This is a genomic window from Bacillus sp. JST-5 (assembly GCF_057747715.1).
Window position 1 is genome coordinate 17,851 of sequence record NZ_JBYLHW010000019.1, and the last position, 20,646, is coordinate 38,496.

Annotated in this window: 19 protein-coding genes; 8 read left to right on the top strand and 11 right to left on the bottom strand. The window is 32.7% G+C overall.

The window, feature by feature from the left end; translation table 11 throughout:
- Window positions 1–3 precede the first annotated feature (3 nt).
- Entirely contained in the window at window positions 4–2,136 is a 2,133-nt protein-coding gene (locus AC3ASS_RS06005; RefSeq protein ID WP_488282613.1) for an ATP-dependent Clp protease ATP-binding subunit, read from the top strand.
- Window positions 2,137–2,320: 184 nt separating this feature from the next.
- On the opposite strand, the gene AC3ASS_RS06010 is transcribed toward AC3ASS_RS06005, so the two are convergent.
- On the bottom strand, window positions 2,321–4,018 hold the full coding sequence (locus AC3ASS_RS06010; RefSeq protein WP_488282614.1) for a M3 family oligoendopeptidase: 1,698 nt from the start codon (window positions 4,016–4,018) through the stop codon (window positions 2,321–2,323).
- Between the two features lie 358 nt (window positions 4,019–4,376).
- Here AC3ASS_RS06010 and AC3ASS_RS06015 point away from each other — a divergent pair, with 358 nt between their 5' ends.
- Window positions 4,377–5,882 (top strand): ATP-binding protein, encoded by a 1,506-nt coding sequence (locus tag AC3ASS_RS06015; protein WP_488282615.1) that lies wholly within the window; start codon window positions 4,377–4,379, stop codon window positions 5,880–5,882.
- A 211-nt stretch (window positions 5,883–6,093) separates the two neighbouring features.
- On the opposite strand, the gene AC3ASS_RS06020 is transcribed toward AC3ASS_RS06015, so the two are convergent.
- Complete coding sequence (locus AC3ASS_RS06020) at window positions 6,094–7,086, bottom strand: phosphotransferase enzyme family protein (protein ID WP_488282616.1); 993 nt, start codon at window positions 7,084–7,086, stop codon at window positions 6,094–6,096.
- 194 nt (window positions 7,087–7,280) lie between these two features.
- Between AC3ASS_RS06020 and AC3ASS_RS06025 the strand changes: the two genes are divergently transcribed.
- The gene (locus AC3ASS_RS06025; RefSeq protein WP_488282617.1) at window positions 7,281–8,012 is read left to right on the top strand and encodes a ZIP family metal transporter; all 732 of its coding nucleotides are present in this window, start codon (window positions 7,281–7,283) and stop codon (window positions 8,010–8,012) included.
- A 25-nt stretch (window positions 8,013–8,037) separates the two neighbouring features.
- Here the strand turns inward: AC3ASS_RS06025 and AC3ASS_RS06030 are convergent, their stop codons facing one another.
- Together AC3ASS_RS06030 and AC3ASS_RS06035 are read right to left on the bottom strand one after the other, a co-directional pair.
- Entirely contained in the window at window positions 8,038–8,277 is a 240-nt protein-coding gene (locus AC3ASS_RS06030; protein ID WP_488282618.1) for a Spo0E family sporulation regulatory protein-aspartic acid phosphatase, read from the bottom strand.
- 211 nt (window positions 8,278–8,488) lie between these two features.
- Window positions 8,489–8,980 carry a methylated-DNA--[protein]-cysteine S-methyltransferase gene (locus AC3ASS_RS06035; RefSeq protein ID WP_488282619.1) on the bottom strand — a complete coding sequence of 164 codons (492 nt, stop codon included), beginning with the start codon at window positions 8,978–8,980 and terminating at the stop codon, window positions 8,489–8,491.
- Between the two features lie 316 nt (window positions 8,981–9,296).
- Here AC3ASS_RS06035 and AC3ASS_RS06040 point away from each other — a divergent pair, with 316 nt between their 5' ends.
- The 3 genes from AC3ASS_RS06040 (at window position 9,297) to AC3ASS_RS06050 (ending at window position 12,071) form a co-directional block, all read left to right on the top strand.
- Complete coding sequence (locus tag AC3ASS_RS06040; protein ID WP_488282629.1) at window positions 9,297–9,569, top strand: acyltransferase family protein; 273 nt, start codon at window positions 9,297–9,299, stop codon at window positions 9,567–9,569.
- A complete protein-coding gene (locus AC3ASS_RS06045; RefSeq protein ID WP_488282620.1) occupies window positions 9,520–10,257 on the top strand; it encodes an acyltransferase family protein in 738 nt (245 codons plus the stop codon). The genes AC3ASS_RS06040 and AC3ASS_RS06045 overlap by 50 nt, the downstream gene beginning before the upstream one ends.
- Before the next feature lie 92 nt (window positions 10,258–10,349).
- On the top strand, window positions 10,350–12,071 hold the full coding sequence (locus tag AC3ASS_RS06050) for a B12-binding domain-containing radical SAM protein (RefSeq protein ID WP_488282621.1): 1,722 nt from the start codon (window positions 10,350–10,352) through the stop codon (window positions 12,069–12,071).
- Between the two features lie 71 nt (window positions 12,072–12,142).
- Here the strand turns inward: AC3ASS_RS06050 and AC3ASS_RS06055 are convergent, their stop codons facing one another.
- The 3 genes from AC3ASS_RS06055 to AC3ASS_RS06065 all read right to left on the bottom strand — a co-directional run bounded on the left by AC3ASS_RS06055 (window position 12,143) and on the right by AC3ASS_RS06065 (window position 13,847).
- Entirely contained in the window at window positions 12,143–12,277 is a 135-nt protein-coding gene (locus AC3ASS_RS06055) for a hypothetical protein (protein WP_488282622.1), read from the bottom strand.
- Window positions 12,274–12,435: a hypothetical protein gene (locus tag AC3ASS_RS06060; RefSeq protein WP_488282623.1), complete on the bottom strand. Its 162-nt coding sequence runs from the start codon at window positions 12,433–12,435 to the stop codon at window positions 12,274–12,276. Before AC3ASS_RS06060 ends, AC3ASS_RS06055 begins: the two co-directional genes overlap by 4 nt.
- 89 nt (window positions 12,436–12,524) lie before the next feature.
- Window positions 12,525–13,847 (bottom strand): TrkH family potassium uptake protein, encoded by a 1,323-nt coding sequence (locus tag AC3ASS_RS06065; RefSeq protein WP_488282630.1) that lies wholly within the window; start codon window positions 13,845–13,847, stop codon window positions 12,525–12,527.
- A 201-nt stretch (window positions 13,848–14,048) separates the two neighbouring features.
- Between AC3ASS_RS06065 and AC3ASS_RS06070 the strand changes: the two genes are divergently transcribed.
- The gene (locus AC3ASS_RS06070; RefSeq protein ID WP_488282624.1) at window positions 14,049–14,246 is read left to right on the top strand and encodes an alpha/beta-type small acid-soluble spore protein; all 198 of its coding nucleotides are present in this window, start codon (window positions 14,049–14,051) and stop codon (window positions 14,244–14,246) included.
- 452 nt (window positions 14,247–14,698) lie between these two features.
- Here the strand turns inward: AC3ASS_RS06070 and AC3ASS_RS06075 are convergent, their stop codons facing one another.
- The 4 genes from AC3ASS_RS06075 to AC3ASS_RS06090 all read right to left on the bottom strand — a co-directional run bounded on the left by AC3ASS_RS06075 (window position 14,699) and on the right by AC3ASS_RS06090 (window position 19,409).
- Window positions 14,699–15,886, bottom strand: a complete 1,188-nt coding sequence (locus tag AC3ASS_RS06075; RefSeq protein WP_488282625.1) for an anti-sigma factor domain-containing protein — start codon at window positions 15,884–15,886, stop codon at window positions 14,699–14,701.
- Window positions 15,883–16,644 carry an RNA polymerase sigma factor SigI gene (sigI, locus tag AC3ASS_RS06080; protein ID WP_488282626.1) on the bottom strand — a complete coding sequence of 254 codons (762 nt, stop codon included), beginning with the start codon at window positions 16,642–16,644 and terminating at the stop codon, window positions 15,883–15,885. Before sigI ends, AC3ASS_RS06075 begins: the two co-directional genes overlap by 4 nt.
- 193 nt (window positions 16,645–16,837) lie before the next feature.
- A complete protein-coding gene (locus AC3ASS_RS06085) occupies window positions 16,838–17,611 on the bottom strand; it encodes a TerC family protein (protein ID WP_488282627.1) in 774 nt (257 codons plus the stop codon).
- 220 nt (window positions 17,612–17,831) lie between these two features.
- On the bottom strand, window positions 17,832–19,409 hold the full coding sequence (locus AC3ASS_RS06090; protein ID WP_488282628.1) for a peptide chain release factor 3: 1,578 nt from the start codon (window positions 19,407–19,409) through the stop codon (window positions 17,832–17,834).
- 167 nt (window positions 19,410–19,576) lie between these two features.
- Here AC3ASS_RS06090 and AC3ASS_RS06095 point away from each other — a divergent pair, with 167 nt between their 5' ends.
- Window positions 19,577–20,470 (top strand): metal-dependent hydrolase, encoded by an 894-nt coding sequence (locus tag AC3ASS_RS06095; protein ID WP_488282631.1) that lies wholly within the window; start codon window positions 19,577–19,579, stop codon window positions 20,468–20,470.
- The last annotated feature ends 176 nt before the right edge of the window (window positions 20,471–20,646 follow it).

Sequence of the window (20,646 nt, forward strand, 5' to 3'; positions counted from 1 at the left end):
CGTATGAAATGTTCTAAATGTCATATTAACGAAGCAAATGTAACCATGCACGTTCAAATCAATGGACATAGTGAAAATCTCCAACTATGCTCTAATTGTTTTGAAAAAGAAAAAGAGAAAATGAAAGCAACATTTGAAAATTATCAAATGAACTTCCAACCATTTCAAGGATTTTCAATGGATGATATCTTTAATAATTTTGCATCTCAAAACCAACATTCACATACAAAACAAAAACATGGGAAAAAGCATTCTTTATTAGATCAATTTGGTAGAAACTTGACACACATGGCTCGAACTGGACTCATTGACCCAGTGATTGGACGGGATGAAGAAATTAATCGTGTCATTGAAATTTTAAATCGTCGAAATAAAAATAATCCTGTTTTAATCGGTGAACCAGGAGTAGGTAAAACAGCCATTGTGGAAGGACTAGCATTAAAAATCATTGAAAAAAAGGTCCCAGAAAAACTGTTAAATAAAGAAGTATATGTACTCGATGTTGCGTCACTTGTTGCAAATACTGGTATTCGAGGACAATTTGAAGATCGAATGAAGAAAATTATTTCTGAACTACAAAAGCGTAAAAACATAATATTATTTATTGATGAAATTCATCAAATTGTGGGTGCAGGTTCTGCGGAAGGCTCCATGGATGCCGGAAATATTTTAAAACCAGCCCTTGCTCGTGGTGAACTTCAACTCGTCGGTGCAACGACATTAAAAGAATATAGGCAAATAGAAAAAGACGGGGCTTTAGAAAGAAGATTTCAACCGGTAATGGTTCATGAACCAACCGTTGAAGAAGCAATTACGATATTAAAAGGCATTCAAAACCAATACGAAAAATTTCATCATGTGCAATATACAGATGAAGCGATCGAGGCTTGTGTAAAACTTTCTCACCGCTATATTCAAGATCGATTTTTACCGGATAAAGCGATCGACTTACTAGATGAAGCCGGTTCAAAAGCGAACTTAACTATTAACATAGCAGACGAAAAAGATATACAAAATCGATTAAATAAAATTATTAAAGAAAAGGAAAAAGCTGCTGAAGAGGAAAATTATGAATTGGCGGCAAAATTAAGATATGAAGAAATTCAACTCGAAAAGCAATTAAAATCACTGGAATCAGCAGAAAAACCTACAGTTACTGAAGAACAAATTCGTCAAATTATTTCTGAAAAAACTGGAATTCCTGTAGGGAAACTGCAATCAGATGACAAAGAAAAATTGAAACATTTAGAAGAAGAATTAAGAAAGAAAGTAATCGGTCAGGATGAGGCTGTGAAAAAAATTGCTAAAGCTATTCGTCGTAGCCGTACAGGATTGAAAGCAAAAAATCGTCCAATTGGTTCATTTTTATTCGTTGGTCCTACAGGTGTTGGTAAAACAGAACTTGCGAAAACGTTAGCTGAATCATTATTTGGTTCTAAAGACTCCATGATTCGTTTAGATATGAGTGAATTTATGGAAAAACACTCTGTTTCTAAATTAATTGGCTCTCCTCCAGGATATGTAGGACATGAAGAGGCAGGACAATTAACAGAAAAAGTGAGAAGAAATCCGTATAGTATCATCCTGTTAGATGAGATCGAAAAAGCTCATCCAGATGTTATGCATATGTTCTTACAAATACTAGAAGACGGTCGTCTCACTGATAGTCAAGGAAGAACTGTAAGCTTTAAAGAAACCGTTATTATCGCTACAAGTAATGCTGGAATGTCTGAAAGAAAAATATCCGTTGGTTTCGAAAATAAATCTTCATCGAGTTCAATTCTTGACACATTACAGCAATATTTTAAACCTGAATTTTTAAATCGTTGGGACAATATTATAGAATTTAAACAATTAGAAAAAGAACATTTGCTTCAAATTGTTGATTTAATGTTACAAGAAGTGATTTCAAATCTAAAAGAACAAAATATTGAATTAACCGTAACAGATGCTGTTAAAGAAAAACTTGTGGAATTAGGATATCATCCAACTTTCGGTGCACGTCCATTACGTCGCGTTATCCAAGAAAAAGTTGAGGATGAAATCGCTGATGCCCTTCTTGATCATAATGAAGATATTGTTCAATGGACCGTGGATTTACAGGAAGACAAAATCATGGTAAAACCTAACATTTGATTGAATGACGTTCTTTTACAATAAGCTTCGTTGAAAATGATGTCCATTTGTACTATAGAACACCTCCTTGTATATAGTTAAGGCACTCATGACTTTTAAATCATGAGTGCCTTGATTTTTTTATGCCATCCTCAACATTGATTTGATTATAGTTTTTTTATCATCTACTTCTCAATCTTTTGTTTTATAAACGCTCATCATCAACTGAATTTAACCACGCTTCAATCTCAGATACGACTGATTCGACACATCCATTTTCAAAAGGAGACACTAAGTTTGCCTCTTTTACTAATTGAACAAAGGATTTACTACCACCTAATTTACATAACTTCACATAATCTTGCCATGCTTCTTCATGATTGATTCTTGAACGTTTCCAAAATTGAAATGCACAAATTTGCGCTAATGTATAATCAATATAATAAAAAGGGCTTGTGTAAATGTGACTTTGTCTTTGCCAATACCCACCGTTTTCTAAATAGTCGAATCCATCATAATCAATATGTGGCATATAATCCTTTTCGATTGAACGCCATGCTTGATTTCGTTCAGCAGGTGTGGCATTTGGATGTTCATAAACCCAATGTTGGAATTCATCTACAGCTACACCGTACGGTAAAAACATTAACGCACTACTTAAATGTGAAAATTTATATTTATCTACATCTTCTTTAAAGAACAATTCCATCCATGGCCATGTGAAAAATTCCATACTCATTGAGTGAATTTCACACGCCTCATAAGTTGGCCAATGATATTCTGGGATATCAAAATGACGGCTCGAATAAACTTGAAACGCATGACCCGCTTCATGTGTTAATACATCGATATCACCGCTTGTGCCATTAAAATTAGAAAAAATAAACGGTGATTCATAATCTGCGATAAAAGTACAATAACCTCCACCAGCTTTTCCTTTTTTTGCTACTAAATCCATTAAATGACGATCAATCATAAATTGGAAAAACTCGTCCGTCTCTTTTGACAATTCTTTATACATTCTTTTTCCATTTTCTATAATCCAATCTGGGGTGCCTTTTGGAACAGCATTACCCGTTTTAAAACTAAATGGTTCGTCATAATATTTGAGTTGGTCTACACCAATTCGTTTCCGTTGTCTTTCTTTTAATTTAGTTGCCAATGGTACTATAAATTCTTTCACTTGTTTGCGGAAATTGGCTACATCTTTTGCATCGTAGTCCGTTCTCGTCATTCGATGATAGGCTAATTCTACAAAGTTGTTATATCCTAATGTTTTTGCGATTTCTGTCCGAACTTTAACAAGCTCGTCATAAATCTCATCTAATTTTTCACTATTTTCTTTCATGAATGTAAATCGTGCCTCATGAGCATTTTTTCTTGTTTTTCGATCTTTTGATTCCATAAATGGCCCTAATTGTGCTAACGTTCTTTCTTCTCCCTCAAACATAATTTTCGCAGAAGCCAATAGTTTCGTATATTCCGTACTTAATTTATTCTCCTTTTGTAGTAACGGAATGATTTCCGGAGAAAATGTTTTTAGTTCTGCTTCGGCTAAAGCAAATAGTTGTTTTCCAAATTTCTCCTCTAACTGTAAACGGAATTTGGACTTAACTAAAGATTGATAATATTTAGACACGAGTCCTTCCATTTGAGGATGCAATTCATCCATATAATCTTGTTCTTTTTTGTAAAACTCATCGGTAGTATCAATGGAATGTCTGATATAACATAAATTAAACATTGTATCAATATTACTTCTTAACCGATTAATTTCCTTCATAATTTTCTCTTGTTGTTCTACTGAGTCGGCTTCATTAAAGTCGCTCAACAATTTTGTAAAGGTTTCTTCAACTTCTTTCATATTAGGACGAACATATGTATATTCTTCAAATTTTTTCAAACGAAACATCCTTCCTTCCAAAAAAATTTAGTCCATAATACCTTTTCCACAACAACATGGAAAATCCTTTTTTAATAGTAATAATAATTCTCAAAAGTTCTTATTTTATTGATTGATATCAATCTGAATTTCTTTGAATAAGGATGATATTTATACTTGGCCAAGATGAACCTATTCATTGCTATGACTTTGAAACGATGCATACGGAATATATCAATCGTAACTAAATTGATGAACGTACTTTCCTACTTTTGTACGTCACATTTTATAATGAAAATATTCAAGGCCAATAAGTATAGTATTGATATACTAAGACTGTTATAATGTCATTGTAAAAGAAATCAACGAGGGAACATTTATGAAAAAATTTAAATCACATATATTTAGTTACGTTACAATTGTTATTATTCCCTTTATCATCATTTCCTTAATTTTATATAAATACAATAAGGAACTGAATAAAAAAGAATCATATAATCGTGCTAATTGGGTTGCTTCCATTTACCAAAGAGAGATGAATCATCTATTAATTGAAACAAAAACTTTAATGGAAACACTAGCTAGTACATACCAATGCACAAAAAGCGTAGGTATTGATAAAACATTAAAAACATTGCAATCAAAAGATCCAAGATACATTGGATTTTACTGTATAAGTCCTGATGGAAACATACTTGCCAAATCCAATGATTTGTTTCCAATTCACAGTTTTAAAGATTACAAATTTTTTCAAAGGATTTTTATAGAAAAAAAGACAGCATTATCTCAACAGGAAGTGATTTTAAACGATCATAAGGAAGCTATTGCTATTGCTACACCGATTTTAAATGACCAAGGCCAAAAAGAAGTTTTACACGTATTAATCACATATTTAAACACGAACTATATAAAAAATATGATGAAAATTTTAACACCGAATGAACATGTTCAAATTACTAATATGAGAGGAGATATAATTTTAGATACGGAGGATTATCATCTTCATGATGTCCACAATGTTCAATGGGTCGAGATTCCTATAGAACTTCTTCCATGGTCCATGAAAATAAAAATAAAAGAATCCTCCCGTATCGTTATGCCTTATTTCCATATCCTTTTAATTGAAGGAATTGCCTTTGTGACATTAAACTTATTATTTTTCTTAAAACAATATTTCTTATTAAGAAGAAAAGCAAAGAAGGAATTGGAACAGAGAGATAAGGAAAAATTGAAACTGATCGGAACGTTAGCTTCTAGTACTGCGCATGAAATTCGCAATCCATTAACTGGAATTAAAGGACTGATTCAATTATTAAGTGAAAAACATGAAAACGAGGAAGATCAGTTTTACTTCTCTGTCATTAATAAAGAAATTCAACGCATTAATCAGATTGTTAGCGACTTTCTCATTTTAGGAAAACCTACCGTTCAAAAAGTAAAACCTATTCATTTAGGAAAAGTTATTAATGAGGTTCGACCAATCATTGAAACGGAAGCTCATATTTATAACGTTGAATGCAATTGGGAAATGATCGATCAAGATATTTATATAAATGGAATTAGTGACCAAATTAAACAAATCTTATTTAATATTACAAAAAATGCTCTTGAAGCGATGAAAGACGGAGGAAAACTAACCATTCGCTTGGAAGCTTGTAAAAATAATGCGATCATAAAGGTTATTGATACAGGTATCGGTATGAATCAAGAAGAATTGCTAAAAATTTTTGAGCCGTTTTATACTTCAAAAAATGATGGGACTGGATTAGGACTTGTGATTTGTAAAAAAATCATTGAATCTTTTGGAGGAAAAATTGACATTTCCAGTACAGTCAACAAAGGAACAACTGTTATCATTACCCTGCCAGTTTGTCAATCCTTATAAAAACTCGATTTCAATCCTGCCCCCTAATGTTAATAGTTATACATTAGGGGGCATTCCTTTACTTCGAAGTTTTCCCATAATAAATATAGTTTTATTTATTATAAGCAAAAAATTTTTACTACTTTATCATTAGATTTACAACATATTTTCTTAATATGGAAATTGCTTATTTAAAATTTCACTAGATTTCAACATTTATCATATGAGTCTATTAAATATTTAAGTCAATTAGAACATCGTTTTGAATAATTCGTTCCTTCAAATCTTTTACTAACCATGAAACAGGGCCTTCCAATTGTTCGAGAGATAATTTCTTATATAATACGGTATATAATGTAATATCTCTTAATTGAAAAAATAACGGAATTGTTTTTATGGCGTCCGGATCTAAGTTATGCTCGGTACGATAACCTTCCATTAATGAATGAAATAGTTCATTGCCAAATTTCGTCCGCTCTTTTTTTCCAGATTCTTTCATCCCGTATAAGCACGCATAATAAATAGGAATAGCTATATCATGAGCAAACCAACAATACATTGTATCGTCAAAATCAAAAACACAAATGTCCCCATTGTCTACAAAAAAGTTACCACTATGAATATCGGTATGACATAAACCGTAAACATTAGAATCTTTTGATAAATTACGGACCTTTTCTATTATCTTTTTTCCATTTTGGATTACATCTACTTGTTCATTAGGTATGTATTTTTCAATTTCTAGTAAATCATCTTCCTCCCAATGAGGTCTCGATTGAATCCCATTAGATGGTATGTATTTTTTTGTTACTTGGTGCATTTTCCCTATTAATTTTCCAATTTGATAAAACAATGGTCGGTGATCTTGATCGTTCGATATTTTTACATGAGTCCCTTTTGCTTTCTCTGTCAACGTAACATAGAAAAATGTATCGCCTGCACGAATCGCTTCTACGAAAAGGGAATGAATGGACGGAAATACTTTCGGTATACGGATTCCTTGTTCATATAAATATTTCATCCAATCAATCTCTGAACGGACTTCCTCTAATGTTCGATGGCTACTATGAGTGAATCTCAAAATATATGGACAATTTTTCTTATATACTTCTAATACATAATTTTCAAAATCGCCAATCACTTTATAATGATCATCTAACTGAAAAAGGCACAATGCTTGTTGAATTAATGGTTCATTAAAGTATTTGCTTACAGATTGTTCCATTCTTTTCTCCTTAAATAAAATTTTACAACCATTAGACTAAAATTCTATGAAAAAAGTTACAATAATTTTTCATTCGTCTCCATTGACACATTTACTGCAATGAATAATAAAATTATGATGTATTGAAATATATTTTCTCTCATTAAAAAATAACAATGAGGAATAATTCTTATACATAGAAAGGGTTTTACTTTATGAGTGAAGTTCTTGTTGGAAGTGTCCTTTCAGCTCTTTCTACTGGGGTAGGAGCATTATTAATATTGTTATTTTCCGGATCTGTCAACCATAGAGGAAGAGATATTTTATTAGCTTTTTCTGCAGGGATTATGATGGCAGCTTCCTTATCCGGGTTAATTCCGGAAGCATTAGCATTAGGAAATTTTATGCAATTAACGATTGGAATATTGTTAGGAGTATTTGTCTTAACATTATTAGAAAGAAATATTCCCCATATTGACTTAGAACATACAAAAAAAGGAATAAAATTTGATGAAAAAGCGTTACTAATAATAGCTGCGATTACTCTCCATAACATTCCTGAAGGTTTATCCGTTGGTGTCAGTTACGCATCTGAAACGCCTGACACGGGAAATTTAATAGCATTTGCGATAGGGTTTCAAAATGCACCAGAGGGATTTTTAGTTGCTCTATTTTTAGTGAATCAACAAATTCATAAATGGAAAGCTTTTTTGATAGCAACTTTAACCGGAGCAATTGAAATTGTAACTTCAATACTTGGGTTTTATTTAACATCGATATTTGCTTCTTTAGTCCCATTTGGCTTGGCATTTGCAGCTGGAGCGATGCTATATATTATTTATAAAGAATTAATTCCAGAAAGTCATGGGGATGGTCATGAATTATCATCGACCTATTCGTTTATCATCGGTTTGTTGTTTATGATTTTTATCATGGAAATATTCTAATGGGACACAATTTGCGTGTCCCTTTTTATACATAGGCAAATTGTTTATTAAAAATCGTAACAAAATTACCTTCTGCTTTTATCACATATTCATTTTCCCTTTGTCTGAAACAACGGTGATACTCATTAATTAGCTTGTCCAATTCTTGACTATATTGAATAGTCTTTTCATTCGTAAATCCGTACATTTTCGCAGAAGCAATCATTTCTTCCCTTTTTCTTCTGATTGCTTTACTAATAATATATGGATCGGTATAACTACACACTTTACTCATCCTACTTTCTTACCCATTTAATTAAATGAACCCTATCTCACAGTCACAATGGACATTATGACAAAGAAATTTTTCCTTGTAAATAGATTCGCAAAACTAGACAATATTTTTAAAAAATTTCTAACGCTTTACGTTTTTCTTTCTTTATTCTAGCAATTTTCGACACTTTTCTTTCCGTTTATTAGACATTAATCTTGTCCATTTAACTCTCTAATTTCAATAAATATTCTTTTATCTCCGTTCGACTTCCCGCATAACCCGTTAATTTCCCATTTTTCCCAATAACACGATGACATGGAATAATAATAGGAATATGATTAGCACGATTAGCTTGGCCGACTGCACGTACTGCCTTTTTATTTCCAATTTTTTCAGCAATAAATTGGTAGGAACGTGTTTCTCCGTACGGTATTTTCTGTAACTCACTCCAAACGGATTGTTGAAATTTTGTCCCACTATAAAAAAGCGGTAATTGAAACGATGTCCTTTTTTTCTGGAAGTATTCCTGTAATTGTAGACAAGCTTCCATTAACAGTGGATAATCATCTTTTCTCACAACATCTTTTTCTACTTTCTCTTTCCATTCTTGAAAATCCTCATCCCCAATAAAAACTCCCGTTACATATGAACCATCGGTAGTAATATACAGTTGACCGATCGGGGTAGGTAGGACGGCATATAAAAGAATCATCATTATCTTTCTCCTTTTGATTGTTTTGTTAAATCACGTAATATGACAAATATTAAATCATTATTTCAAAATATAACTTTTTATCAACAACTTAAAGATTTTCCCTTGAAAAATCCAATTATTCTAAGATTTATTATGACAAAGGAAATATTATCTATATTTCAGGAAAATATTTGCTGTTTCAAACGCCAATTTTCGGTTATAAAATCTATAAATGCAAAATCTATTTTTCCAAGTTAGGTGATTCAACATGGCAAATAGAGACTCCTATTTTGACAATGCTAAATTTTTTCTAATCTTTTTCGTAGTTTTTGGACATATGATTCAGTCATACATCCAGGATAAAGAAAGTATTTTTGCTTTATATAAGACTATTTATGCCTTTCACATGCCTGCTTTCATTCTCATTTCTGGATATTTCGCAAAAGGGCTATGTAGTAAAGGTTATATTAAAAATTTGGCTAAAAAGTTGCTAGTACCATATCTCATTTTCCAAGGTATATATTGCACTATTTTATTCCTTTATATTAAATTATCAAACTATGAATCTCAATCCACTAGATCCGCAATGGTCATTATGGTTTTTGCTTAGCTTGTTTTTCTGGAACCTTCTACTCATATTATTCAAAAACCTTTCACCTATAATTGGACTAGCCATTGCTTTTGTTATTGGGATTGCTGCTGGATATTTTGATTTTATTACAAATTTTTTAAGTTTATCGAGAACATTAGTGTTCTTTCCTTTTTTCCTCTTAGGCTATCATTTAGGGGAAGAGAAATTGAAAGTAAAGGCGAATATGCAGCTGAGGATTATTTCTATTCTAGTTTTTACTGCCGTTTTCCTTTTCTTTTATTTGAACCAAGAAGTTGATTATCATTGGTTATTAGGATCTAAACCTTATTCAGAAATGGAAGATGTTTCATATATTTCCGCAATAAAACGATTATTGATCTATATTTTAAGTATTATTACTACATTCTCTTTTTTCTTGTTAGTTCCTAGAAAAAATTACTTTTTTACGAAAGTCGGTAAATATACTCTTTATGTCTATTTATTGCACGGATTTTTTGTTAGAACATTCCGTGAAAGTGAATTAAAAGATATGCTTCCAGAATTTCAAGCCATTTGGTTAATAGCTATAGGATCGCTACTATTGACATTTTTATTGACAAATAAAATTGTCATATCATTTGTTCAACCGTTCGTGGAAATGCAGTTTTCCCGTTTAAAACAATTATTTTCTTCTATAAAACGTGAAGATTATAAATATGAACGTTAAGGTCCGATTGTTTCGGGCCTTTTCTAATTGCATTGTTTCTATAACTTTCATCTTGTAAAATAATGTAGACAAGAAAACGAAGGAGTATGAACATGAAAGTAGTGTTAAGTACGTTAAATGCAAAATATATCCATATGAATTTAGCTATCCGATACTTAAAAGCTTATGCTGAACCGGAATTTTCAGTGGAACTCGCTGAGTATACGATTAAAGATCCATCTTTAAATATTGTTACGGACTTATTTTTAAAGAAGCCGGATGTTATCGGCTTTAGCTGTTATATATGGAATATTGAAGAAACGATAAAAGTCATTCAAATGATTAAAAAAATAGATCCAAATATCAAAATTGTTTTAGGTGGTCCTGAAGTTACGTATGACTGTCATTACTGGTTGAATCGAATTCCTGAAGTTGATTGTATTGTTATGGGGGAAGGCGAAGCAACATTTAAAGAACTATTAGAAGTCTTTTCTAAAGGAAATGACCTTTCTGATGTGAAAGGAATTTCCTATCGCTCGAATGGAAAAATAAAGATCAACCAACAACGAGAAAAATTAGATTTAAAATCGCTACCTTCACCATACAGATTTGAAGAGGATATCCCTCATTTATCCAAACGAATTGTTTATATGGAAACAAGTAGAGGATGCCCTTTTAGTTGTCAGTTTTGCTTATCGTCGATCGAAGTAGGAGTAAGGTACTTCAATCGAGAGGCTGTGAAGGAAGACATTCGTTATTTAATGAAAAATGGGGCAAAAACAATTAAATTTGTCGATCGGACATTTAATATTAGCAGAAGTTACGCCATGGATATGTTTCAATTTTTAATTGATGAGCATTTACCAGGTGTGGTTTTTCAATTTGAAATCACAGCCGATATTATGAGACCAGAAGTTATTCAATTTTTAAACGATCATGCTCCAAAAGGGTTATTTCGCTTTGAAATTGGAGTTCAGTCAACGAATGATCTCACAAATGAATTAGTCATGAGAAAACAAAATTTTGAAAAATTAACTCGTACGGTTACGATGGTCAAAGAAGGGGGAAAAATTGCCCAACATTTAGATTTAATTGCAGGTCTACCGGAAGAAGATTATTCATCTTTTCGAAAAACATTTAACGATGTATTTGCATTAAGACCGGAAGAACTGCAACTAGGATTTCTAAAAATGTTGAGAGGAACAGGCCTTCGCCTTCGTGCCAATGAACATGATTATATATTTATGGACAATGCCCCTTATGAGATTTTAGGAAATAATGTTTTAACCTTTGAAGAAATTATTAAAATTAAACAAGTAGAAGATGTATTAGAAAAGTATTGGAATGATCATCGAATGGACCACACGATTGAATATTTGGTCACTCATGTTTTTGAAACACCATTCGACTTTTTCCAACAATTCGGTACTTTTTGGGAAGAGCAAGGGTGGGCAAGAATTGGACATCAACTGGAAGATTTGTTTACCCGTTTGCGAGAGTTTATTTCTTTCTTGAATATTGATGAGAAAGAAATCGTGGAAGGCCTTATGAAATTCGACTATTTAATTCGGCAAAAATATAAACCAAGGAAGCAATGGTGGGAGCCGACTGTTTCAAAAGAAGAGCGACAAAAGATATACGAAACATTGAAAGAGGGAACATTACCTATTCAATTACCAACGAATGAACGAGAATTATTTAAATACACTTTGATAGAAAAGCTACCATTTGATTTACAACAATTTAAAGAGAAGCAAACAATTGTTTATGAACCTTCCTATTTACTTATGTACTATGATGGACACGGCAATAATTATGATCTAGTTTTGAAATGAATATGAAAAAATCAAGTTTAGACATCATCATTCTTAAACGAAATGATGATGTCTTTGTATAATTTAATGGCCTATTTTCTCTTACCTTTATTTTGATTCGATAATAATACATCTATTTGTTTATTTGCATTCATCTCTCCGAATTCCGTTCCAAATTCTACTCGATCTTGAACGTTTTTCTCTTTCTTTATTTTCTTTTTACTCACCCTCTATTCTTCCTCCCCTTTTTTGAATTACGGTTTGCCCCTTTCATTGAATCTTCACCGTTTGCAAATTCTGCACTAAATTCCGTTTCTTCTTGATTTTTATACGGTGTTTTATTATTTTTCATTGCAGCATCTTTCTTCGCTTTCCTTTTGGCCATTGTATTCCCTCCTTTTCATTTTTAGGTTTCCTTAAGTTTTTAAAATCATTCAAAGTTTCTTTTAAGAATAAAAAAAGGTAGGAATACTCCTACCCAATAATAATTCTTTCTTTTGGATAATGATAATGATCGGTTTTTTGATTTCCTCCAAGCATAAAGAGAAATGAAATAATCCCGACACGACCAATAAACATTAATATCATTAGAACTATCTTTCCTAAAGTCGTTAAATCTGGGGTAATCCCTAAAGATAACCCCGTTGTACCGAACGCTGATGCCACTTCAAAAATGATTTCCAATAACGTATGTGACTCTGTTATCGATAATATAATCACGCTCGTTACACAAATCATCATTGCTAACATAGTAACAACAAGAGATTTTGTAAGGTCATCCGGATGAATTTCTCGTTTAAAAATTTTAATTGATGGATTCCCTTTAGCAAAATAGTATAAGAACAGTAAATTTAACGCAAATGTAGTTGTTCGGATACCTCCTCCAACCGAACTAGGAGAAGCTCCGATAAACATTAAAACACTCATTACTAATAAAGTTGGCTCTGTTAGTTGCTCAAGATCCAACGTTGTTAGTCCTGCACTTCTAGTCGTAACCGATTGAAATAATGAATAGAAAAAGCTCTCATGCCATGATTTCCCTTGGAAAAAATCATTGTATTCCAATAAAAATATGAGAAGTGTTCCGAATACAATTAATAAACCAAACATGATTGTTGTAATCTTAGTAAAAAGCGAAAATCGAAATTGTCGATTTTCTTTACTTTTCATGATAAAATCTTTCGTCTCAATTAATACAGGAAATCCAATCGCACCTAGAATAATAAGTAATATATGTATAAATTGAACAAAATAATCATGAGCAAATGGTTTTAATGACTCTCCGGTTATATCAAATCCAGAATTTGTCGTGGCACTTACAGCTGAAAACAACCCCTGTAAATAAGCTTCTTGCCAAGTATCATAATAGGTCAAAAAATAGGTTCCTAATATCATTGAACCAATCAATTCCACCATAATAAAAATAATTAAAATCTGCTTTAATAATTTTACAACACCGGCTAAATTCGTTTGGTTTTGATCCGTCATAATTAATTTTCGTTCTTTTAAACCAATCTTTTTCCCAATTAATAGCCATAAAAACGTTCCTAAAGTCATGACGCCGACACCACCGATTTGCAACATAATGATTAAAAAGAAAAAACCGGTGGTCGAAAACGTATCTGAAATATTGACAGTCGTTAACCCAGTTACACTGACGGCACTAACAGCAGTAAATAAATAATCAATAAATTTAACATGCACGCCTTCCTTATGGGCAACAGGTAAGCTAAGTAATATTGTGGAGAAAGCTACTGTAATAAAATAAAAGCTAACAATTAATCGAGCTGGAGACATTTGGTTCAACTTTGAACGTATATGATTTAACACGATAACATTTCCTTCCCCATTTATTCAATTATTTATATTGTAAAAATTATCATCATTTACATAAATCTTTCAAGCTTATTCTTAACATAATTTTTAATCTTTACCAATCATGATTTAGTGTAAAACAACCATACTATAAACAAACATAAAAGAAAAGAGGTGGTATTTATGGCACGCTCTTCAAATAAACTTCTTGTTCCAGGTGTAGAACAATTTTTAGATCAAGTTAAGTATGAAATTGCTCAAGAATTTGGAGTAACATTAGGAGGCAATACCGTTTCAAGAGCAAATGGCTCTGTTGGTGGAGAAATAACAAAAAGACTAGTCCAACAAGCCCAAGCCCAACTAAACGGAAAAAATGAATAGAAAAGCGGAGGCACATCTAGAACGCCGTATGAACGGGAGGGCCTCTCGCATTGAGATAAAGGAAACACGACGAGACACGAGTCGATGTTGAGAGAGGTCATCGTTCACTAGGCGTTCGTGCCGAAGCTAGACAAATAGAAAAGCGAAGGCGAGCGCCTAGTGGCGTACGAACGGGAGTCACTCCTGCACTGAGTTAAAGGAAACACGGCGACCTACGAGCCGATGTTGACTTATCGTAGGGGAAGGAGTGACTCGTTCGCTAGCCACTGCGAGCCGAGCTAGACAATCCAAAAAGCGAAGGCTCACAAAGAACGCCGTATGAACGGGAGAGCCTCTCGAACTGAGATAAAGGAAACACGACGAGACACGAGTCGATGTTGAGAGAGGTCATCGTTCACTAGGCGTACTTAACTAGCATAAGTAACTCCAATATAAATTAAAAAGTCTGATGATTAATGCCCATCAGACTTTTTATTATAATTATGACCGTTTTTCTGTTTCCCAGGTCCATTATTTCCTTTTCCATGATTATTTTTTTCTTTCATAGGACCATTTTTTTCTTTTCTTTGTTTTTCATGATTTTTATTTTTATTTTCTACATGTTGATTAGGTTTAGGACGATTTTTTCCAACAGAAGGATGTTCTTTTCTTTTTTCTTTTTTTCCATGTTGGTTGTTATGCTTTATTTTTGATTGCTGTTTTAAATGGTTTTGATTTTTTTGTTTAGAAGAATTTTTTCTATGCTGTTCTTTTTTATGATTCATATGAGGGCGATCGTTACTAGGTTGTACATAATTCTTTTCAAAGAATTGCTTAGCCTTGATTCTTTTTAAATGTTTATTATGATGGTACCTCTGTCTTACTTTATCCCTTACCTTATTATGTATAACATTACTACTTTTTCCCTTTTGCATAGATTGATTAATCGACATATTATTTTTTTCAATAACTTGATAAGTGGTAGGCTGGGTATTCATTTGTTTTATGTTTTTATTTCCTTCTGCTTTTTCGATCATCCATTTCCCAGTGGATAAACCATGTTTTTTTGCTTGTTTACGATCTTGTTTAGTTGCTTCAATAATGGTAATTTCAGCATTGGAGGACTGTTTAATATCTTCTGATACATTTTGAATCGTTTTTTCAATTTCCGATTTTTGTTTTGAATTTTCTTTTTCATATACTGTCGAAAAAACAATAACATCATTATCAATAAAACCGAGATCTTTACTTTTTGAAAAAATTTCTTTTGATACATCAGATAAATGTTTTTGTTTATAATCGGTTAATTGTTTTATCAAAATATTCCCTTCATGGTTGAAAGCGCTTATTTTAATTACCTGTAACTGATCATCAATTTCAAGTTCTAAACTTGGATCCATGTCAATCGTAACAAAGGCATGTACCTGATCACTCATTTTCCATGTAAACATACCAACAATAACGAAGACTAGAACGGTACATGCAGCAATTACAGTTTTCCAAGGCCATGTTAAAAATGGATGATCAGATTCTTGCTGAATGTAAATTTCATCACCTATTTGAACATTCGGAAGAGGCTTTTTTGCTTTAATAAATTCTCCCTCAGGGGTGAGTAAGGTAATAAAATTTTTCTTTTCACCAATGACAATCCCTTTTTTCACGCTTTCAACACCCCTTTTATATAATCCTTCATATATGGAAAATCTCCATATAAAATTAACGATACTGCAATAATATATTTTCGATTTCTTTCAATCGTTTTACGACTAACTTGAACCAAATCTTCCAATTCTTTTATCGGCAACCTCTTTTTCTCTAATAAGAGTTTCATTAAATCTTTACGATTGGCCAGTTCAAGTGCTACCCTCATTGCATTTTCTCTTGCGTCGGAATGTTTTGGACTTATTTCTGCTAACTCATGGACTGTAAGATTAAATGTAGATAATAATTCCTGAAACTGCCTAATTTCTTCTGCTCTATTTAACGCATCTATATTTTTTTCATGAAGATCCATAGAAATATGGTCTTCCATTGTTGGCTGAAGTTTAGCACCAAAATCCTCATCTTCAGATGATAATTGAAGAGGAATGTTATCATGTTTGCTTTGTGAACGGATGAAATCAATGACCCTTCTACGTATAATAACATCTGCAAAACTGATTAAGGATGAACCTTTACTTGGTGTATATTTTTCAATTGCTTCATTAAAAGCAATGAGACCAATGCTAAATTCATCATCGGTTTCTGATATATATCTTTTACAAACAGAAGAAACCGTTTTTGCAATAAAAGGTTTATATTCATTAATCAATTGATTTTGTAGTTCTTTGTCGCCATTTTGAACGTCCAATACTAGTTCTTCTAATGTTTTGTTCTTTTTTCTTTTTCGAAAAAATAAAATACTAAGCATTAGCCTCACCTCTCTTACAGAGCAATTATAACACACGGTCTATATCGGCAAGTTTATGGTTCGGCTAATAGCGTTAATCAATTTTTACTAATATAACAAAAATATGACTATCCTTTCGATTTTTTTACATTATATCTTACGAACGTTTCATAGAAATTAAGGGTATAAAAAAAATAAACCCGAGGTTTTTCCTCAGGTTATGTTAAGATGATGCTTCTTTCAATGATTGTTGACTCTTTCTTTTAGAGAAATAATATCCACCTAGGGCAATCGCAACTAAAATTACCCAAAATGTAATTTTCCATGGTGTTGATTCTGGAAAATGTTCATCTAGTACAGCTATTTTTGGATGTGCTAATGTATAAACCGTTAATTTTACTCCGACCCATCCAACAATTAAAAATGCAGCCGTTTCTAATGTCGGATACTTTTTCAGCAGTCTAACAAACCATGTAGCGGCAAATCTCATAATAACTAATCCTATAACTCCTCCTAAAAACATAACAATAAATTGACCGGCGTTTAGTCCTCCAATGGTAAAATTCCCAACCGGTTGGAGCGTTACCGCTAGCGCGACTGCTGCCAACATCGAATCAATGGCAAATGCAAGATCAGCTATTTCTACTTTTAACACTGTCATCCATAAGTTAGATCCTACGTTTGTTTTTATTTTTTCTTTTTTATTTTTTGGTTTTCTCTGTTTTAATATATGGTGAATGGAGATAAACAATAAATAGGCGGCACCTATGGCTTGTACCTGCCAAACATTAACTAAATACGAAATGATTAAAAGTGTTCCAAATCGGAACAGAAAAGCACCTAATAAACCATAAAACAGTGCCTTTTTCTGTAATTCACTCGGTAAATGTTTGACCATTACCGCCATAACAACAGCGTTATCCGCCGCTAAAATTCCTTCTAATCCAATTAGTACTAATAAAACCCATGCATACTCTATGAAGATTGTCATATCCATTAATATCTCCCTCCACCTATAGTTTTTCCTATCTAGGTGAGAGAGATGGTGATTTTTATTGGTAATTATCTAGGCATAATAAACATGTATTCAAGCTTCTTCCACTGCAAGCACGAAAAATTGATTAAACGCTACCATATTTCAATTTCAACTTACAACAAGAATTTTTTATACAAATCATCACTTTTTGAACAAAAAAAGAACCGGAATGGTCGGGTTCTTAATTCATATTTTCATCCATTGGATTCGATAAAGTGATATTTGGGTTTTTTTCTTGAAACCATCTTAAAGCAAAATCATTTTCAAATAAAAAGACATATTGGTCGAATCGATCTTTGACTAACAAGCTCCTAGAACTGGAGAGACTTTCATCAATTTTATCATTTTCTACCCAGCGGGCAATTTTATTTCCTAACGATTCTATTATTACGTCGACATTGTATTCATTTTTCATTCGGTATTCAAATACATCAATTTGTAATCGACCTACAGCACCAAGTATATATTCTTCCATTTTCGTCTTAAACATTTGGATGGCGCCTTCTTGAACAAGTTGTAATATCCCTTTATGGAATTGTTTTTGTTTTAAAACGTTTTTAGCAGTTACTCTTACGAAAATCTCCGGTGTAAATTGTGGAAGTTTTTCATAATGGAAAACAGGTTTTCCTCCAACAATCGTATCTCCAATTTGGTACGAACCTGAATCGTAAATACCAATAATATCTCCACTTACCGCTTCATCTACAGTACTTCTATCATCTGCTAAAAATTGAGTTGATTGGGATAATTTAATGACTTTACCAGTTCTTGATAAAATGACATTCATTCCCCGTTCAAATTTTCCTGAACAAACACGAACAAATGCAATTCGATCTCGATGCATTGGATTCATATTAGCCTGAATCTTAAAGACAAATCCCGAAAACTGTTTATTGAGCGGATCGATAAGCCCAATCTCTGACTTTCTCGGCTGTGGTGGTGGAGCAAATTGTAAATAGGCTTCTAGAAATGTTTGAACACCAAAATTCGTTAAAGCACTTCCGAAAAATACTGGCGTCAATGTTCCGTTTGAAATTTTTTCTTCTGAAAATTCATTTCCCGCTTCATCTAATAATAAAATCTCTTCTAATGTTTGTTCATATAAAGGAGAATTTTTTAACGGATGATCCACTGAAAGTTCTCCTTCTTCATTTAATGGAAGAAATCTTTCATTTGCATCTGTTCGGAACTGCTCGATTCTTCGATTAAAACGATCATATATTCCTAAAAACTCTTTTCCCATTCCGATTGGCCAATTCATTGGGTATGATTCTATTCCTAAAACTTCTTCGAGTTCTGCTAAAAGTTCCAATGGGGTTTTTCCGACGCGATCAAGTTTGTTTATAAATGTAAAAATAGGAATTCCTCTCATCCGACAAACTTTAAATAGTTTAATCGTTTGTTCCTCAATCCCTTTGGCACTATCGATGATCATGACGGCACTATCGACAGCCGTTAATGTGCGGTACGTATCTTCACTAAAGTCTTGGTGTCCAGGTGTGTCTAATATATTAACTCGAAAACCGTTGTAATTAAATTGCATAACACTCGAAGTAACGGAAATTCCACGTTGTTTTTCAATTTCCATCCAGTCACTAGTTGCAAATTTCCCTGTTTTTTTCCCTTTTACTGTTCCTGCAGAACGAATCGCTCCTCCAAATAGAAGCAACTTTTCCGTCAACGTCGTTTTCCCTGCATCGGGGTGAGAAATTATGGCAAACGTCCTTCTTGATAACACTTCTTCTTTGAAGTTAGACATATTTTTACCCTTTCTTTAAATAAAATTTTACACATAAAAAATAATACATGTTTCCCTAATTGAAAAGCAATGTTTTCTTTGTTCCACTGATGTGAAAACAACCGTTCATTCAGCTAGACATGGAAAATCTTTATTCACTATAATGTAAAGAATAGGGGGTGTTCCATATAGATACAATTACTCATACTTTGTTTGGTTTAGCATTATATGGATCGGTGAAAGATAAAGAGGAAATGGAGAAAAAAGAAAGGATGGCATATTTTATTACAGCAGTTGGTGCCAGCCAAATACCAGATATAGATGTCATATCAAAATTATGGGATACGGAAGGCTTATATCAAATGTGGCATCGAGGAATTACTCATTCGATTTTTTTAACTCCTATTTGGGCATTGTTATTTTACTTCATATGTTATTATCTTTTCCGCGTAAAAAGTTCAAGGATTTTTTTATTAGGCTTCATTGCTGTTGTTATACATAATACAAGCGATTTATTTAATGCTTGGGGTACCGGTTATTTAGAACCATTTTCTTCTATTCGCATCACTTTTGGGACCGTTCCAATTATTGATTTTGTCGTTTGGGTCATCTTTCTTGTTGCTTGGCTTTTTGCTCTGCGAAAAAAGAAACATACAAACAAGCAAGTGTATCCCATTTATCGTATCGCGTTTTGTTTAGTAGCTGTTCATTTCCTCATTCAAACCGTTCAAGGTTTATTAGTAGTCAAACCTTATTACGATAAATATGATCAAGTTGCGTTATCTGCAAATTTTATTCCTTGGGACTATCATGTGATTGCCAAAAAAGATGGAAAGGTAGATATTTTTTCAGATAATCTCTTCCAACCATCAAAAAAAGTGTATGAGCTTGAATCGAAAGAGGATGCAAATCTTGATTATCTCTTTTCTCAAAATCCAAAAGCCAAAACATTATACGAATGGTCACCATTTGTTGTAATTGTTGATGATGGTGAAAAATTAGGCGTTTATGATCCAAGGTTTTATCGGAACGGACAATCGTTCTTATTCGAATATATTGAAATGAATCATTCAAGGGAGTGAAGCAACTCCCTTTTTTTTTCTTAGACGGCACAACCAACACAATAAGTTAGTTGTGCCTTTTCCATTTCTCTTCAATAGTGTTTAAATATTCATTTGGTTCTTTTTTGAATCTTCTTTGTTTTATATGCTCGCCAATACGTTGTTCCCATTTATTCGCTTCAGTTTTATATGCTGAA

Bases quoted from the DNA above. Each gene is read 5' to 3' on its own strand.
- AC3ASS_RS06005 (WP_488282613.1), top strand. From the start codon at position 4: ATGAAATGTTCTAAATGTCATATTAACGAAGCAAATGTAACCATGCAC.
- AC3ASS_RS06015 (WP_488282615.1), top strand. From the start codon at position 4,377: ATGAAAAAATTTAAATCACATATATTTAGTTACGTTACAATTGTTATT.
- AC3ASS_RS06020 (WP_488282616.1), bottom strand. From the start codon at position 7,086: ATGGAACAATCTGTAAGCAAATACTTTAATGAACCATTAATTCAACAA.
- AC3ASS_RS06025 (WP_488282617.1), top strand. From the start codon at position 7,281: ATGAGTGAAGTTCTTGTTGGAAGTGTCCTTTCAGCTCTTTCTACTGGG.
- AC3ASS_RS06035 (WP_488282619.1), bottom strand. From the start codon at position 8,980: ATGATGATTCTTTTATATGCCGTCCTACCTACCCCGATCGGTCAACTG.
- AC3ASS_RS06040 (WP_488282629.1), top strand. From the start codon at position 9,297: ATGATTCAGTCATACATCCAGGATAAAGAAAGTATTTTTGCTTTATAT.
- AC3ASS_RS06045 (WP_488282620.1), top strand. From the start codon at position 9,520: ATGAATCTCAATCCACTAGATCCGCAATGGTCATTATGGTTTTTGCTT.
- AC3ASS_RS06050 (WP_488282621.1), top strand. From the start codon at position 10,350: ATGAAAGTAGTGTTAAGTACGTTAAATGCAAAATATATCCATATGAAT.
- AC3ASS_RS06060 (WP_488282623.1), bottom strand. From the start codon at position 12,435: ATGGCCAAAAGGAAAGCGAAGAAAGATGCTGCAATGAAAAATAATAAA.
- AC3ASS_RS06065 (WP_488282630.1), bottom strand. From the start codon at position 13,847: ATGTCTCCAGCTCGATTAATTGTTAGCTTTTATTTTATTACAGTAGCT.
- AC3ASS_RS06070 (WP_488282624.1), top strand. From the start codon at position 14,049: ATGGCACGCTCTTCAAATAAACTTCTTGTTCCAGGTGTAGAACAATTT.
- AC3ASS_RS06085 (WP_488282627.1), bottom strand. From the start codon at position 17,611: ATGGATATGACAATCTTCATAGAGTATGCATGGGTTTTATTAGTACTA.
- AC3ASS_RS06090 (WP_488282628.1), bottom strand. From the start codon at position 19,409: ATGTCTAACTTCAAAGAAGAAGTGTTATCAAGAAGGACGTTTGCCATA.